Below are 14,600 nucleotides of genomic sequence, written 5' to 3'. Positions count from 1 at the left end.
GGCGCTCGTCGCTCGCTTCGCGCCACTGCTGTGCATCTGGGTGGGCTCGCAAGCTCGCCTCACCAGGCAGACGCTAGTCGCGGCCCGGCACACTGCTCCCCGTGGCCGTGCTGATCGACAGCCCCGTGTGGCCCTGGCGCGGGCGGATGTGGTCCCACCTGGTCAGCGACGTCTCCTACGAGGAGCTGCACGCCTTCGTCGCCGCCGAGCTCGGCATCCCGCGGCGGGCGTTCCAGGGCGACCACTACGACGTGCCGGCCGACCTCTACGACATCGCCGTCGCCGCGGGGGCCCTGCCGGTGGGCTCCCGGGAGCTGCTGGCGCGCCTGCTCGCCGCGGGCCTCAGGCTCCGGAAGCGCGCGCCCGCAGCAGGGTGAGCTCGGCGGTCAGGTTGGCCCGGGCGACCGGCTCCCACTCCTCGGCGGCGGGCAGCCGGTAGAGGCGGGGCAGCTCCAGCAGCCGTTCGAGGACGGCGATCCGCCCGGCGGTGAACTCCTCGTCGGAGAGGTGCCCGTATTCGGCCCGGACCGCCGAGGCGTACCCCGCGTAGGCGGCCGGAGGTGCCGCGAGCACCGCCAGGTCGGCGTCGCAGAGCGCGGCCCCGTTGGCGTCACCGGGCTCGGGGTCGTGCCCGGCGGTGAGCAGGACCAGCCGGGCCACCTCCTCCGCGCGCTCCTCGGGCACCAGCCCGCGCAGCCCGGCCCGTGCGCGCTCGGCGCTGACCTGCTCGTTGTCCGGGCGCAGCGGGTCGTAGACGACGTCGTGGTACCAGGCGGCCAGGGCGACGGCGTCCGGGTCGGGGACGCCGGCGGCGAGCCGCTCCAGGAGTCCGAGGACGGCCGCCAGGTGCGCGAGGTCGTGGTAGTGGCGGTGCGGCTCGCTCCAGGCGGCGACGACCGCGGCCCACTCGGTGCGCGAGATGGGGGAGTCCCCGGCCAGCGCGGCCCAGGCCTCGAACCCGACCGGGCCGCTCACCGGGCCCCGCAGGTGCGCAGCGCGAGCAGCGCGAAGGCGCGGGCGGCGGTGACGAGCTCGGCGACCGGCACCTGCTCCTGCGGGCCGTGGGCCAGGTGCAGGTCGCCCGGGCCGTAGTGCAGCGTCGGGATGCCTGCGGCGGCGTAGAGGCGCAGGTCGGTGCCCGCGGGGAGGGCGCGCTCGACCGGTGGTGGCCCGCCGGCGTCGACGACCGCGGCCCGCACCGCGGGCAGCAGCGGGTGCCCGGCCGGCAGCTCCCCGCTGGCGAACGCCCCGCCGACCCAGGTGAGCCGCACCGGGTGCTCGGCCAGCCACGGGTGCGTCGCCGAGACCTCCGCCAGCCGGGTCTCCAGCGCCGCGCGCGCCGCCTCGACCGGCTCGCCGATGCGCACCCCGTACCGCCCCTCGGCCACCAGCCGGTCGGGCACCGAGCTCGCCCAGTCGCCGGCCCGCACCCGCCCGACGGAGATGCCGTAGGGGAAGCGGGCGTCGCCGAAGCGGGGGTCGGCATCCTGTTGCCGCTCGGTCTCGAAGGCGAGCAGCGCGGCGTGCACGTGCGCGAACAGCTCGACGGCGCTCACCCCGCGGTCGCGCATGGCGGCGTGCGCGGCGTGGCCGCTGATCTCCAGCCGGAACGTGAGCGCGCCGGCATGCGCGGTGACCACGGCCTGCGCGGTGGGCTCGGGGATCACGCACAGCTCGCCGGTGTGGCCGCGCCGCAGTGCGGCCCAGGCGCCCAGGCCGCCGTCCTCCTCGCCGACGACGCCGTGCAGGGCGAGCGGGCGGGCCAGGCGGACCCCCGCCGTCCGCAGGGCGTGCACCGCGGCGAGGGTGGCGACGACGCCGGCCTTCATGTCGCAGGCGCCGCGGCCGTGCACCGCGCCATCGGCGAAGCGGGGGACGAAGGGGTCGCCGGACCACAGGTCGAGGTCGCCGGGCGGGACGACGTCGGTGTGCCCGGAGAGCACCAGCGCCGGGGTGCCCTCGCCGCCGACGGTGCCGACGACGCCCCACGCCTCGGTGCGCACCACCTCCTGGCCGGGGGCGTCGGCGGCGGCCGCCGCCTCGGCCAGGTCGACGGGCCAGCAGTCGACGTCGCAGCCGAGCTCGTCCAGCCACCTGGCGAGCAGGTGCTGCACCTCGCTCTCCGCAGCGCTGCCCCCGACGGAGGGGACGGCGATCATCGCGGCCAGCCGGTCCACGGCCCACCGCTCGTCGACGGCGGAGAGGACACGGGCCTCCACGTCGGTCAGGTCGGCCACGGTCGGAGTCTGGCACGGGGCAGCAGGGGACCGGCGCTAGCGTGACGGCCGTGACGCAGCCCCCGCCGCCGCCCGGCTGGTATCCCGATCCCGCCGGCGGCGGAGGCACCCGGTGGTGGGGCGGGCAGGGGTGGACCGAGCACGCCCGGCAGGCGGCGCCCCCGGCCGCGGGCCCGTCGCTCTACGACCAGCCGGTGCTGCTGGTGAACCAGAGGACGAAGCTGATCGAGCTCACCAACGAGTACGCCGTGCTGGACGGGAGCGGGCAGCAGATCGGCGCCGTCGTCCAGGTGGGGCAGAGCTCGCTCAAGAAGGCGGTGCGGCTGGTCTCCAACCTCGACCAGTTCCTCACCCACCGGCTCGAGGTCCGGGACGCCCGCGGGCCGGTGCTGGTGCTCACCCGGCCGGCGAAGTTCGTGAGGTCGCGGGTGGTCGTGGAGCGGCCCGACGGCGCCCCGGTCGGCGAGATCGTGCAGGCGAACGTCTTCGGGAAGATCCGCTTCGACCTGGTCGCCGGTGGGCGGCCGGTCGGCGCCATCCAGGCGGAGAACTGGCGGGCCTGGGACTTCGCGATCACCGATGCGGCCGGCGTCGAGGTCGCCCGGATCACCAAGAAGTGGGAGGGCCTGGCACGGACGATGTTCACCACGGCCGACCGCTACGTCGTCCTCGTGCACTACCGGCTGCCCGAGCCGCTGGCCAGCATGGTGATCGCCTCCGCGCTGACCGTGGACACCGCGCTCAAGCAGGACGAACGCGGCCTCAACTGACCTGCGACGGTCCGCGTCGCATCGCGGCCAGGTGCCGTCCCGACCTGCGCGGACCCCTCCGGGGCCCACGCGGAACGACCCGACCAGCCGGTCCACGGCCACGTCCCGCGACATGACGCCGGTCCTTCCGGCGCGTACGGTGGAATCCGTCCGGACCGGGTGCATCGTGCCCCCGGGTGCCATTTGGTTACGCCTTCACGGACTACCGCCCCGACCTCGGTCGGGGGCCTGGAGCCGTGTTGTGCTTTTCGCCGCGAGGCGGCCGTCATCCGGTCCGGACCTCGACGCACGAGAGCCCCCGCCCTCCGGGCGGGGGCTCTCGCGTCTTCGCCGAGCGGGTCGGCTCAGTAGGACTCCTCCGTGGTGCTCCGGTGCACCGGGGCGCCGCCCGGGTCGCCGTAGGCGTCGGTGCGGGTGACCCGGCGCTGGCGCGGGCCCCAGACGGCCAGCTCCAGGACGATGCCCAGCGCACCGACGATCATCAGGATCCAGCCGACGACCTGCAGGTCGACGCCGCTGACGTCCACGCGCAGGGCGAAGGTGAGGATCGCGCCGAGCGCGAGCAGCACGATGGCGGTTCCGAGTCGCATGACGAACTCCTCCGGTGGCGGCCGGCGAGGCGCCGGCCTGCGGCGCTCGCCGCGGGGGCGACGGTTCCCGCGCGCCGGGCGGTGAACCGCTCCTGCCCCCGATGTCACCCCGACGGGTGGGTCTGAGGCCCCCTTAGGCGGGGACCGCTACCGGGGACGGCGTGGTCGCCCGATGTCGCGGGTCCCCCCTCAGCACGACCGTTCTCCTCGTCCGAACCGATGAGAGGAACGACCATGACGTACCCCAACCCCGGACTCGAGGCCGAGCTCGCCTACCGCCGCGAGGTCCTCCAGGAGCTCGGTCGCGGCACGCGGACCCGGCGCGGTCCGTGGCTCCGCAGGCCCCGGCGTTCGCGCTGAGCACACCCCGGCCGGGTGGCGCCGGGCCCGATCGGTCACCCCCGCGTGCCACGATCCCTGCCGTGTCTCGCTGGGACGACGCCCCGCTCGTGGGCCGGGCAGAGGAGCTCGCCCACCTGCTCGCGCAGGTGGAGCGGGCCGTCGCCGGACGGGCGTGCGCCACCCTGCTCGCCGGCGACGCCGGCGTCGGCAAGACCCGGCTGCTCGACGAGCTGAGCCGGCGGGCAGCTGAGCGCGGGCTACGGGTGCTCACCGGGCACTGCGTCGACCTCGGCGACGTCGGGCTGCCCTACCTGCCCTTCGTCGACCTGCTGCGCCCGGTGGCGGCCGACCCGGACCTGGCGCCGGCCTCCCGCGAGAACCCGGTGCTCGCCGGTCTGATCGCAGGCCGCCCCGGTGCGGTCGTGCCGGTGCGTCCCCCGGCGGACGGCCAGGACCTCGGCAGCCCGCTCCCGCACCGGGCGGCTCCGCAGCCGGTCGAGGACGGCCGCCTGCAGCTGTTCGAGTCGGTGGCGGGCCTTCTGTGCGAGCTGGCGGCGGCCGGCCCGCTGCTGGTGCTGCTCGAGGACGTGCACTGGGCCGACCGGTCCAGCCGCGACCTCCTGCGCTACCTGCTGGCCCGGCTGTCCGACGAGCCGATCGCCGTCGTCGCCTCCTACCGCGCCGACGACCTGCACCGCCGGCACCCGCTCCGCCCGTTGCTGGCCGAGCTCGTCCGGCTGCCGGGCGTCGAGCGCCTCGACCTCGCCCCGCTGCCCGACCAGGCGCTCGGGCAGCTGGTGCGTGACCTGGCGCTCCGCACCGGTGGGCTCCCGGACGACGCGATCGACGACGTCGTCGCCCGCGCGGAGGGCAACGCCTTCTACGCCGAGGAGCTGCTGGCCGCGGGGCTGCACGGCGAGGGGCTCCCGCTCGCGCTGGCCGACGTCCTGCTGGCCCGGGTGGAGCAGCGCTCCCCTGCCGTCCAGCAGGTGCTGCGGGTGGCCGCTGTGGCGGGGCGCCGGGTGCGCCACGAGCTGGTCGCGGCGATCGGTGAGCTGCCGCCGGACGAGCTGGAGCGGGCGTTCGCCGAGGCGGTGCACCACCACCTGCTCGTCGTCTCCGACGACGGTCGCTACCGCTTCCGGCACGCACTGCTCCGCGAGGCCGTGCTGGCGGACCTCCTCCCGGGCGAACGGGTGCGGCTGCATGCGGCGATCGCCGGCTACCTGGACGCGCACCCCGACGCCGGCACCGCCGCGGAGCGGGCCCACCACGCCCGGGAGAGCAACGACCTCCCCGGTGCGTTCGCCGCCTCGCTGGAGGCTGCCGTGCACGCGTGCCGCGTGGGCGCCCCCGCCGAGCAGCTGCAGCACCTCGAGGCTGCGCTCGCGCTCTGGTCGGCCGTGCCGGATGCGGGCGAGCGGGCCGGCCGGGACCAGGCGGCGCTGCTGGCCGAGACGGCGGCCGCCGCGCGCACCGTGGGGGAGCTCCACCGCGCCGTGGCCCTGCTCCGCTCAGCGCTGGAGGCGCTCGGCCCTGACGGCGACCCGGCCAGGCGCGCCCGGGTGCACTACACGCTCGCCCAGGCCATGGTGCGCGTCGAGGACGTCACCGGTGCGCACCGGGAGAGCGCCGCGGCCATGGCGCTCGTGCCCGCGCAGCCGCCGTCGGAGGAGCGCACGTGGGCGGCGGCCACGTTCGCACGGTTGAGCTACAGCAAGGGCGACCTGGCGGAGGCGGAGGCGGCGGCCGAGGAGGCGCTGGCCGCGGCCGACGTGCTGGGCCTGGAGGGCGCCTGGTCCGACATCGCGGTGACCCAGGTGCGCGCGCTGCCCGGAGCCGACCCCGTGGCGGTCCGGGCCCGGCTGGACGAGGCGCTGGCACGGGCCCGGCGGTCCGGAGACGTGGACGTCGAGATGCGGGTGCTGTTCAACCTCGCCACGGTGTCGTTCGAGGCCGGCCGCATCGGCGAGGCGCTGGAGTGGACCCGGTGCGGCACGCGGCGGGCGGGCGACCTCGGCATCGAGTGGTCGTACTACCCGGCCGAGCTCCGGCACCTGCAGGTGACGGCCCTCTACATGACCGGGGAGTGGGACGCGAGCCTGGCGGAGGCCGACCTGCTGGCCCGGGTGCCGGAGATGGCCGCGCACGTGCGCGCCGCCGGGCTCCTCGTCCTCGTCGGGCGGGGGGAGCCGGCCGCGCGCGAGCGCGTCGACTGGGCCCGCGGGCTCATCCCGCGCCTCGGCGCGCACGTGCTCCTCGACCTCGTCACGGCCGGTTCCGAGATCGATCTGGCGGCGTGGCAGGGCGACGCCCGGACCGCCGTCGACGTCGCCCTGGCCGCTAGTGGGCGGCTGCAGCGTGCGTGGACCGACCACCTGGGCGTCCTGCGGCTGGCCGGCACGGCGCTCGCTGCCGTCGCCGACGCCGCAGCCGCGGCCCGGGGGGCCGGGGACGTGTCGGAGGAGTCCCGGTGGACCGAGGTCGGTGGGGAGCTGGTCGACGTCGCCGGTTCGGCGGTCGAGATCTACCGGCGGTGGTGGGGCGACACGATGGGCGTCGAGGCGAGGGCCTGGCAGGCCCGGGTGGCGGCCGAGGCGGCCCGGCTGCGCGGGGACGCCGCACCCGAGCTGTGGCGCGCGGCGGTCGAGGCGTTCGGGTTCGGGCACGTCTACGAGGAGGCGCGGTCCCGCCGGCGGCTCGCCGAGGCGCTCCTGGCGACCGGCGACCGGGCCGGAGCGGGGGAGCAGGCGCGGGCCGCGCACGAGGTCGCCGTCCGGCTGGGGGCACGGCCGCTGCGGGAGGCGGTCGAGGCGCTGGCACGCCGCGGCAGGCTCGACGTCGCCGGCGTCCGGACGGTCGACGTCTCCGCCGTCCTCACCCCGCGGGAGGCGGAGGTGCTGCGGCTGCTGGCCCTCGGGCGCACGAACCGGCAGATCGGCGCGGAGCTCTACATCAGCGAGAAGACCGCCAGCGTCCACGTGAGCAACATCCTGGCCAAGTTCGGCGCGGGCGGCCGCACCGAGGCCGTCGCCATCGCCGCGAGCCGGGGCCTGCTACCGACACCGTGATCGATCGCGCCGAGTGGGGCCCGGAGGGCTCCGCGCAGGTGGGATGCAACGGCTCCACTCTCCAGGGGAGCCCCCTGGCCGCGGTGTCGTCCGGAGGACGACGGTGTCACCGCGGTGTCGTCCGGAGGACGACGGTGTCAGAGCATCGTGCGGAGGCGCTCGCGGCGGGCGCGGAGGACGTCGACCGACGCCGACGCCGACGGCGGGCCGGGCACCGACTGGCGCAGCTGCGTGTGCACCACCGCCTGCGGCTGCGAGGTGCGCGCCGCCACCCGGTTGACCAGCCGGTTGATCTCCCGCCGCAGCTCCGCGGCATCGCGCCACGAGCGGCCGGCGTCGTCCTCGTCCGGGTGGTCCTCGACGACCATGAAGTCGTCGGCGTCGTCCCGGTGGCTCTGGGCGATGCGCAGCCGCAGCTCCTCGTCGCGCTTGGCCAGCAGCGACGCCGTCTGCTCGGGGGTGAGCAGGCCGGGGATGCCGAGGAAGTCCTCCTCCTCCGGGGCCACGACCGCCGCCGGGCGGCCCTCACCGGTGTGCGCCGTCCCCCCGTGCAGCACGTGCGCGAAGCGGGCGTCGGCCTCCAGGGCCTCCCACTGCTTCATGCCGTCGGGGTCCTTCTCCTTGGGTGGCAGCGGCTCGAGGTCGAGCTCGTCGCCCTGCACCGTCTTCGGCGGCGGCATGACGTGGTTGCGCTGCTCCTCCATCGAGGCGGCCAGCGTCAGCAGCGGGCGGACGGCGGGGAGGAACACCGTGGCCGACTCGTGCGCGGCCCGCGAGCGGACGACGCGGCCGACGGCCTGGGCGAAGAACAGCGGCGTCCGGTAGGAGGTCATCCACGCGAGGACGGCGGCGCGCGGCACGTCCACGCCCTCGGAGATCATCCGGACGCAGACGGCGATCCGCGCCGACCCGGTCGCGAACCGCTCGATCTTCTTCGACGCCTTCGGGTCGTCCGAGAGGATCAGCTCCGGCGCCTTGCCCGTCACCCGGCGCACGATCTTGGCGTAGTCGCGGGCGTCGTCCTGGTCGCTGGCGAGGATCAGCCCGGCGGCGTCGGGCATGCCGCCCTCCTCGCGCAGGTGCGTGATCCGGTCGTCCATCGCGGCGATGACGTGCGGCACCCACTGGCCCTTCGGGTCCAGGGCGGTGCGCCATGCCTGCATCTCCACCGACTTGGTGCCGGCCTCGCTGAGTGACGCGGCGACGACCTCGCCGGCGGAGTTCCGCCAGCGCGAGGTCCCGGTGTAGGCGGCGAAGACCACCGGGCGGACCACGTTGTCGGCGAGCGCCTCCTTGTACCCGTAGGTGTAGTCGGCGCGGCTGACCAGACCGCCCGCCTCGCCCTCGAAGGTGTCCTCCTCGTAGCGGACGAAAGGGATGCGCTCGTCGGGCTTGGTGCGGAACGGCGTCCCGGTGAGGCAGAGCCGGCGCGCGGCCATGCCGTAGGCCTCCTCGACCGCCTCGCCCCAGGAGAGCCCGTCGCCGGCGTGGTGCACCTCGTCGAGGATGACCAGCGACTTGACGGCGGTGGCGCGGGCGGCGTGCAGCATCGGTTTGCCGGCGACCTGCGCGTAGGTCGTGACGTAGCCCTGGGTGCCGGCGCGCACCGGGCCGACGGCGTTGGTCAGGTTCGGGTCGAGGACGATGCCCATCGCGTCGGCCGCTTCGGCCCACTGCAACCGCAGGTGGTCGGTGGGGGCGACGACGACCACGCGTGCCACCTCCCGCCGCGACAGCAGCCGAGCGGCCAGCGTGAGGGCGAAGGTCGTCTTCCCGGCGCCGGGCGTAGCGGTGACCAGGAAGTCCTTGGGGGAGGCCTCCTCGTACTGGCCGAGGGCGGCCTGCTGCCATGCCCGGAGCGGTCGGCTGGTCGTCTGCGGGGCCCGGGCCGCCGCTGCTGCTGCAGTCGCCATGTCGGGACCCATCTTCGCTGCCGCGCGGACGACACGCCCAACCGGTCTCCTGCCGCGCGCCCCGCCGGGCGGCACGTATGGCCGCGTGCCAACAGGCCTGTGACCTGGCCCTATGTCCATCGTTGCGCGGTCGGTGTGGCGATCGTCATGGCATGGACGGACCGGCTCGTCACTCCCGTCGGCCCCGGGGATCCCAGGCGTCCCCGGCGGCATCGCGGTCACTTGACAGACTCCGGCGGTGCGCTGGCTGACCGGTCCCGACCAGGTGACCTCGCGGCTGCGGGCGGAGCTCGTCGCCTGCTGGCGGGACGTCGCCAACGCCGGGGGAGCGGTCGGCTTCGCCCGGCAGGTACCGGTGGACGACGGTGTCGTGGCGCCGGTGGTCGACCGGCTGGTCGCGGGCCTCGACCCGCGGCTGTGCCGGGTCCTCGTCGCCGAGCACGAGGGAGAGGTCGCCGGCTGGCTGGCGCTGACCGGCAACGCCGACCCTGTCGCGGCGCACTGGGGGCGCGTGACGCACGTCCAGACGGCGCTGCCCTCCCGGGGTCGCGGCGTTGGTGGCGCGCTGATGACCGAGGTGGCCCGCGCGGCGCGCGACGACCTCGACCTGGACTCGTTGCGGCTGGAGGTGCGTGGCGGGATGGGGCTGGAGACGTTCTACGCGCGGTACGGCTGGGTGGTCATCGGCTGCTGGCCGGGAGCTCTGCAGGTGGCCCCGGGCGACCGCCGCGACGAGGTGCTGATGGGCCTGGACCTGCGGCCGGCCGGCGGCTGATCGGCGAGAACTGTCAGAGGTCGAACCTATGTTCGATGCATGACGGACGGGTGTGCTGCCGACGACGCGCCACCGGCCGGGTGGGCGTCCGGTCCGCTCGGCGCGGTGCAGGCCGCTGACCGGGAGATCGCCCGGCAGACCGCGCTGCGGGCCCGGGCGATCGCCGAGTTCGCCGCGACCCGCCCGGCATCGGTCGACCGGCAGCCCGGCGAGACGGGCACCATGAGTGCCGATCGCCGGGCGTCGCGCGCTGAGGTGCTGTCCGGGGTCAGCGAGTGGGCGACGCAGGAGCTCGCCCTCGCCCTGTCCCGCACCTCGCAGTCGGCCGAGGCGCTGCTCACCCGGTCCCTCACCCTCGTGCACCGCTTGCCAGGGACGCTGGACGCCCTCGAGTCGGGGGCGCTGCACGACGGGCATCTGTGGCCGATGCTCGGCACCGTCGCACCGATCGCCGACGCGGGGATCCGGGCGGAGGTGGAGGCGGAGCTGCTCGCCTGGGCCGCCGGCCGGGTCACCACCCCGGCGCAGCTGGGTGACAAGGCGCGCCGGGTGGTGCTCCGGCGGGACGCCCGGGACACCGCCGGCCGGCTGACCCGGGCGCTCCACGAGCGCGGCGTCTCCGTCCGGCCCGGTGCCACCGACGGGACGGCGGTGCTCAGCGCGCTGCTCACCGTGCCGGAGGCGCAAGCCCTCCTCGACGCGCTGGGTCGGTACGCCGACGCCCTGGATTCCACGCCCGACGACCGGCGCACCCGCGGGCAGAAGATGGCCGACTGCCTGCTCGATCTGGTGCTGCGGCCGGGGGAGAAAGATCTCGCGCCCGTGCAGGCGCAGCTCACCCTGGTGGCCGGGGTGCGCACGATGCTGGGGGGCGACCAGCCGGGGGAGATCAACGGCCATGTCGTACCGGCCGAGATGGTGCGGGCTCTCGCTCGCGCGCTGGGCCTCCTGCCCGACTCTGTGGCATCGGCTGGAGCCGCACGGCCGGTCGACGCGGCGGCACCGGTACCCGCGGAGCCACCCGCACCCGCGGAGCCGGACGAGCCCGCGCCGCCGGAGGAGACTGCGCCGCCGGAAAAGACCGCGGAGCCGGACGAGACGTGGTCGCCCGGCACCCGCCCACCGGACGCGTGGGAGGAGGAGACCCTGGCCGACTGGTGGGCCGCCACCGAGGCGCGGGTGCTGGAGGAGTGGGGCGGCGCGGAGGCCCCGCCACCCGAGGAGCAGGCCCGGTTCTGGGAGGAAGCGGCCCGCTGGAAGGCGATGCCGGCCGCGGTGGACCTCCTCCCGTGGCTGGACTCTGCTTGGAGCGTGGACGACGGCCCGTGGTCCGAGCCCGGCCCCGAGCGGCGCTCCGGCCCTGCCCCCGCCGGCGCACCGCCGCAAGACCCCCGGCTCACTTCTGCGCTGGCCGACGCCCCTGTGCCCCGGCCAGGTCACGCCCTCGCCGACGCCCCTGCGCCTGGGGCCGGTCCTTGGGCTGCCGCCGACCGTGCCGTCGAGGCGGCGGGGGCGGTCCTGCTGGACCTGGAGCGGGCGGTGGGTCGGGCGAGAGGTGCGGTGGCGGCCGCGGGGGTGGCTGACGCGGAGGACGAAGCCGATTGGCGGAGGAGCGAGGGAGGGCGGACCTCCTCGGCCTCTGATGCCCTCACCGCACTCGGAGCCGCGACCCAGGCCCAACGCACCGCACTCGCGCAGCTGCTCGACCGGACCGGTGGCGGTGGGCTGGTCGACCGCCCGCGGATCGCGGTCGTCGACGAGCTGACGGGCGCGCTGGTGGCGCTCACCGACAGCGATGAACTCCGCCGGCGGTCCCGGTGCGAGGGCAGCGCCTGCCGGCAGAACCCGGCCTGCTGCACCCACGACCTGAGCGCGTTCCCGGGCCTCAGCGCTCCGCCGCCGACCGACGGATACCGGCCGGGCGCCCGGCTCGACCGCTTCCTGCGGGCTCGCGACCGCCGGTGCCGGTTCCCCGGCTGCCGCCGGCCGGTACCCAGGAGCGGCGAGCTGGACCACGACCGGCGCTGGCCCGACGGCGAGACGAGCGCGGAGAACCTCGTCGGCTACTGCACCCCGCACCACCGCGGCAAGCACCAGGCCCCGGGTTCGCAGCACGAGCTGGCCGCAGACGGCACGCTCACCGTGACCACCCCCAGCGGCCTGGTCGCCTCGACGTCCCCACCGCCGTACTGATGCGCCCCGCGGCGCCGCTACGGTGCGGGCGCATGACGCGGTTCGTGATCGACGCACCGACGCTGCTGCACCTGGTCGCCGAGGGCATCGAGATCGCGCGAGGTCAGTCGGCGGGCTCGTCCACCCAGTCGGGGCCGTTGACCTCACCGGGACCGGCCAGGTCGGCGGCGTCGACGATCGTGTACGCGTAGCCCTGCTCGGCGAGGAACCGCTGCCGGTGGGCGGCGTACTCGCTGTCGAGGGTGTCCCGGCTGACGACGGTGTAGAAGTGCGCCTGCCGGCCGTCGGCCTTGGGCCGCAGCACCCGGCCGAGGCGCTGCGCCTCCTCCTGGCGTGACCCGAACGTCCCCGACACCTGCACCGCGACCGCGGCCTCGGGCAGGTCGATGGAGAAGTTGGCGACCTTCGAGACCACCAGCGTCTTGATCTCGCCGGTGCGGAAGGCGTCGAACAGCCGCTCCCGCTCCCTGTTCGTCGTCGACCCCTGGATCACCGGGGCGTCGAGCGCCTCACCCAGCGCCTCCAGCTGGTCGAGATAGGCGCCGATGACCAGCTTCTGCTCGTCGGGGTGACGGTCGAGCACCCGGCGGATCACCGGCAACTTCGACTGCGCGGTCGCCGCGATCCGGTACCGCTCCTCGGGCTCCGCGACGGCGTAGGTCATCCGCTCCTCGTCGTCGAGCGCGACCCGCACCTCCACGCACTCGGCCGGCGCGATGTAGCCCTGCTGCTCGATGTCCTTCCACGGCGCGTCGTAGCGCTTCGGCCCGATCAGGGAGAAGACGTCGTCCTCGCGGCCGTCCTCGCGCACCAGCGTCGCGGTCAGCCCCAGCCGGCGGCGGGACTGCAGGTCGGCGGTCAGCCGGAAGATCGGCGCCGGCAGCAGGTGCACCTCGTCGTAGACGATCAGGCCCCAGTCCTGCGCGTCGAAGAGGTCAAGGTGCCGGTACTCGCCCTTCCGGCGGGTGGTGATCACCTGGTAGGTCGCGATGGTGACCGGCCGGATCTCCTTGCGCTCGCCGGAGTACTCGCCGATCTCCTCCTCGGTCAGCGTGGTCCGCGCGATCAGCTCGCGCTTCCACTGCCGCCCGGAGACGGTGTTGGTGACCAGGATGAGCGTGGTCGCCTTGGCCTCGGCCATCGCCGCCGCGCCGACCAGCGTCTTCCCCGCACCGCAGGGCAGCACGACGACACCCGAGCCGCCCGCCCAGAAGCCGTCCACGGCCTCCTGCTGGTAGTCGCGCAGCTGCCAGTTGTCCTGCTCCAGGAAGATCGGGTGCGCCGTGCCGTCGACGTAACCGGCGAGGTCCTCGGCCGGCCAGCCGACCTTGAGCAGCGCCTGCTTGAGCCGGCCGCGCTCGGCCGCGTGCACCACGATCGAGTCGTCGTCGATGCGGGCGCCCAACATCGGCGCGACCTTCTTCGACCGGATGACCTCCTCGAGCACCGCGCGGTCCGAGGACGTCAGCACCAGCCCGTGGATCGGGTTCTGCGCCAGGGTCAGCCGGCCGAAGCGGTCCATCGTGTCGGCGACGTCGACCAGCAGCGCGTGCGGCACGGGGTAGCGCGAGTAGCGCACCAGCGCGTCGACGACCTGCTCGGCGTCGTGGCCGGCCGCGCGGGCGTTCCACAGCGCGAGCGGGGTCACCCGGTAGGTGTGCACGTGCTCGGGGGAGCGCTCCAGCTCCGCGAACGGGGCGATGGCCGCGCGGCACTCACGGGCCAGCGGGTGGTCGACCTCGAGCAGCAAGGTCTTGTCCGACTGGACGATCAGGGGGCCGTCAGACACGCGTCAACTCTCTCCATGGGGCGGGGGTTGCCCACGGTAACGCCGGGGGGCGACACGACCTTCCCTCTCGCCGGGGTCGGGGACGGCGCGGGGGATCGATAGGTTGCCGGTGTGGGTTCGGCGCGCTGGTGGTTCCTCGCGGCGACGGCTTCCTGCGCGGCGGCCTGGGCGTGGTCGCTGGCGCGGCTGCCCGACCGGGTGCCGGTGCACTTCGGCGGCGGTGGCGAACCGGACCGGTGGGCCGGTCGCGCGGAGGCGCTGTGGACCGCCGGTCTGCTCGGGCTCGGCATGGCGCTGCTGTTCGCCGGCCTGGTGGTGATGGTCCAGCGGGCGCCCGCCCACCTGTTCGACGTGCCGCACCCCGGGTACTGGAAGCGCCCTGAGCACCTGCCCCGCCTGCGGGCACTGGTGGCCGATGACCTGTGGTGGATCGGCGCGTGGACGCTGCTGTTGATCGCCGCGGTGCAGGTGCTGGTGGTCCGCGCCGCGCAAGCGGCCGATCCCCGGCTCGACGGCTGGGCCTTCCTCGTCCTCGGGCTCTACCTGCTCGCGGTCCTCGGCCGGGTCGGCTGGATGCTCACCCGCCGCTACCGGGTGCCGGAGCCCGGCTGACGTCGAGCGCCACCCGTACTCGGTCGCCGGCGCGCAGCCCCTCGGCGGCCCGCACCGGCTTCTTCACGGGCAGCAGGTAGGAGCCGCTCCGCGCGTCCGGGAACACCGAGGTCTCCCACGAGGTGCCGCCCACCGTGACCGCCACCCGCACGGAGCCGAAACCGACGCGGGCACCGGCGCCGAGCTCCCGGACCTCGTCGGCGACCGCCGGCGGCAGGGTGAGGAAGTGCCACCCGGCCGGGCCGTCGTGGACCCACAGGACGGCGGTGAACGTCTCGGTCACGGCGGCACGGTAGGCCGCCCCACCG

The 14,600-nt window shown here is 75.4% G+C and carries 13 protein-coding genes; 7 read left to right on the top strand and 6 right to left on the bottom strand.

Translation table 11 applies throughout. The features are described 5' to 3' along the window. Nucleotides 1-101 precede the first annotated feature (101 nt). A complete protein-coding gene (locus tag ACI792_RS02060; protein ID WP_456601097.1) occupies nucleotides 102-377 on the top strand; it encodes a DUF4031 domain-containing protein in 276 nt (91 codons plus the stop codon). Here ACI792_RS02060 and ACI792_RS02055 read toward each other — a convergent pair. Beyond that, nucleotides 343-975 (bottom strand): HD domain-containing protein, encoded by a 633-nt coding sequence (locus tag ACI792_RS02055; RefSeq protein ID WP_456601096.1) that lies wholly within the window; start codon nucleotides 973-975, stop codon nucleotides 343-345. The genes ACI792_RS02060 and ACI792_RS02055 overlap by 35 nt on opposite strands. Further along, nucleotides 972-2,237: an ArgE/DapE family deacylase gene (locus ACI792_RS02050; protein WP_456601095.1), complete on the bottom strand. Its 1,266-nt coding sequence runs from the start codon at nucleotides 2,235-2,237 to the stop codon at nucleotides 972-974. The genes ACI792_RS02055 and ACI792_RS02050 overlap by 4 nt, the downstream gene beginning before the upstream one ends. 50 nt (nucleotides 2,238-2,287) lie before the next feature. Between ACI792_RS02050 and ACI792_RS02045 the strand changes: the two genes are divergently transcribed. Continuing rightward, nucleotides 2,288-3,007, top strand: a complete 720-nt coding sequence (locus ACI792_RS02045) for an LURP-one-related/scramblase family protein (RefSeq protein ID WP_456601094.1) — start codon at nucleotides 2,288-2,290, stop codon at nucleotides 3,005-3,007. A 344-nt stretch (nucleotides 3,008-3,351) separates the two neighbouring features. Here ACI792_RS02045 and ACI792_RS02040 read toward each other — a convergent pair whose 3' ends face one another. After that, nucleotides 3,352-3,597 carry a DUF6458 family protein gene (locus ACI792_RS02040; RefSeq protein WP_456601093.1) on the bottom strand — a complete coding sequence of 82 codons (246 nt, stop codon included), beginning with the start codon at nucleotides 3,595-3,597 and terminating at the stop codon, nucleotides 3,352-3,354. Between the two features lie 234 nt (nucleotides 3,598-3,831). On the opposite strand from ACI792_RS02040, the gene ACI792_RS02035 reads away from it, so the two are divergent. Beyond that, a complete protein-coding gene (locus ACI792_RS02035) occupies nucleotides 3,832-3,957 on the top strand; it encodes a hypothetical protein (protein ID WP_456601092.1) in 126 nt (41 codons plus the stop codon). A gap of 62 nt (nucleotides 3,958-4,019) precedes the next feature. Then, nucleotides 4,020-7,010 (top strand): helix-turn-helix transcriptional regulator, encoded by a 2,991-nt coding sequence (locus tag ACI792_RS02030; RefSeq protein WP_456601091.1) that lies wholly within the window; start codon nucleotides 4,020-4,022, stop codon nucleotides 7,008-7,010. Between the two features lie 137 nt (nucleotides 7,011-7,147). Here ACI792_RS02030 and ACI792_RS02025 read toward each other — a convergent pair whose 3' ends face one another. Further along, on the bottom strand, nucleotides 7,148-8,923 hold the full coding sequence (locus ACI792_RS02025; RefSeq protein ID WP_456601090.1) for a DEAD/DEAH box helicase: 1,776 nt from the start codon (nucleotides 8,921-8,923) through the stop codon (nucleotides 7,148-7,150). Between the two features lie 238 nt (nucleotides 8,924-9,161). On the opposite strand from ACI792_RS02025, the gene ACI792_RS02020 reads away from it, so the two are divergent. Continuing rightward, nucleotides 9,162-9,698, top strand: coding sequence for an N-acetyltransferase family protein (locus ACI792_RS02020; protein WP_456601089.1), 537 nt, complete (start codon nucleotides 9,162-9,164; stop codon nucleotides 9,696-9,698). Nucleotides 9,699-9,737: 39 nt separating this feature from the next. Beyond that, on the top strand, nucleotides 9,738-11,891 hold the full coding sequence (locus tag ACI792_RS02015; RefSeq protein ID WP_456601088.1) for an HNH endonuclease: 2,154 nt from the start codon (nucleotides 9,738-9,740) through the stop codon (nucleotides 11,889-11,891). 103 nt (nucleotides 11,892-11,994) lie between these two features. On the opposite strand, the gene ACI792_RS02010 is transcribed toward ACI792_RS02015, so the two are convergent. Next, nucleotides 11,995-13,680, bottom strand: coding sequence for a DNA repair helicase XPB (locus tag ACI792_RS02010; protein WP_456579507.1), 1,686 nt, complete (start codon nucleotides 13,678-13,680; stop codon nucleotides 11,995-11,997). A 111-nt stretch (nucleotides 13,681-13,791) separates the two neighbouring features. Here ACI792_RS02010 and ACI792_RS02005 point away from each other — a divergent pair, with 111 nt between their 5' ends. Further along, entirely contained in the window at nucleotides 13,792-14,292 is a 501-nt protein-coding gene (locus ACI792_RS02005) for a DUF1648 domain-containing protein (RefSeq protein ID WP_456601087.1), read from the top strand. On the opposite strand, the gene ACI792_RS02000 is transcribed toward ACI792_RS02005, so the two are convergent. Then, entirely contained in the window at nucleotides 14,258-14,575 is a 318-nt protein-coding gene (locus tag ACI792_RS02000) for a DUF1905 domain-containing protein (protein ID WP_456601086.1), read from the bottom strand. The genes ACI792_RS02005 and ACI792_RS02000 overlap by 35 nt on opposite strands. Nucleotides 14,576-14,600: the final 25 nt, after the last annotated feature.

The organism is Blastococcus sp. SYSU DS0669 (assembly GCF_054050895.1).
This window is presented reverse-complemented; position numbering and strand designations above follow the sequence as displayed.

Bases quoted from the DNA above. Each gene is read 5' to 3' on its own strand.
- ACI792_RS02040 (WP_456601093.1), bottom strand. From the start codon at position 3,597: ATGCGACTCGGAACCGCCATCGTGCTGCTCGCGCTCGGCGCGATCCTC.
- ACI792_RS02035 (WP_456601092.1), top strand. From the start codon at position 3,832: ATGACGTACCCCAACCCCGGACTCGAGGCCGAGCTCGCCTACCGCCGC.
- ACI792_RS02025 (WP_456601090.1), bottom strand. From the start codon at position 8,923: ATGGCGACTGCAGCAGCAGCGGCGGCCCGGGCCCCGCAGACGACCAGC.
- ACI792_RS02015 (WP_456601088.1), top strand. From the start codon at position 9,738: ATGACGGACGGGTGTGCTGCCGACGACGCGCCACCGGCCGGGTGGGCG.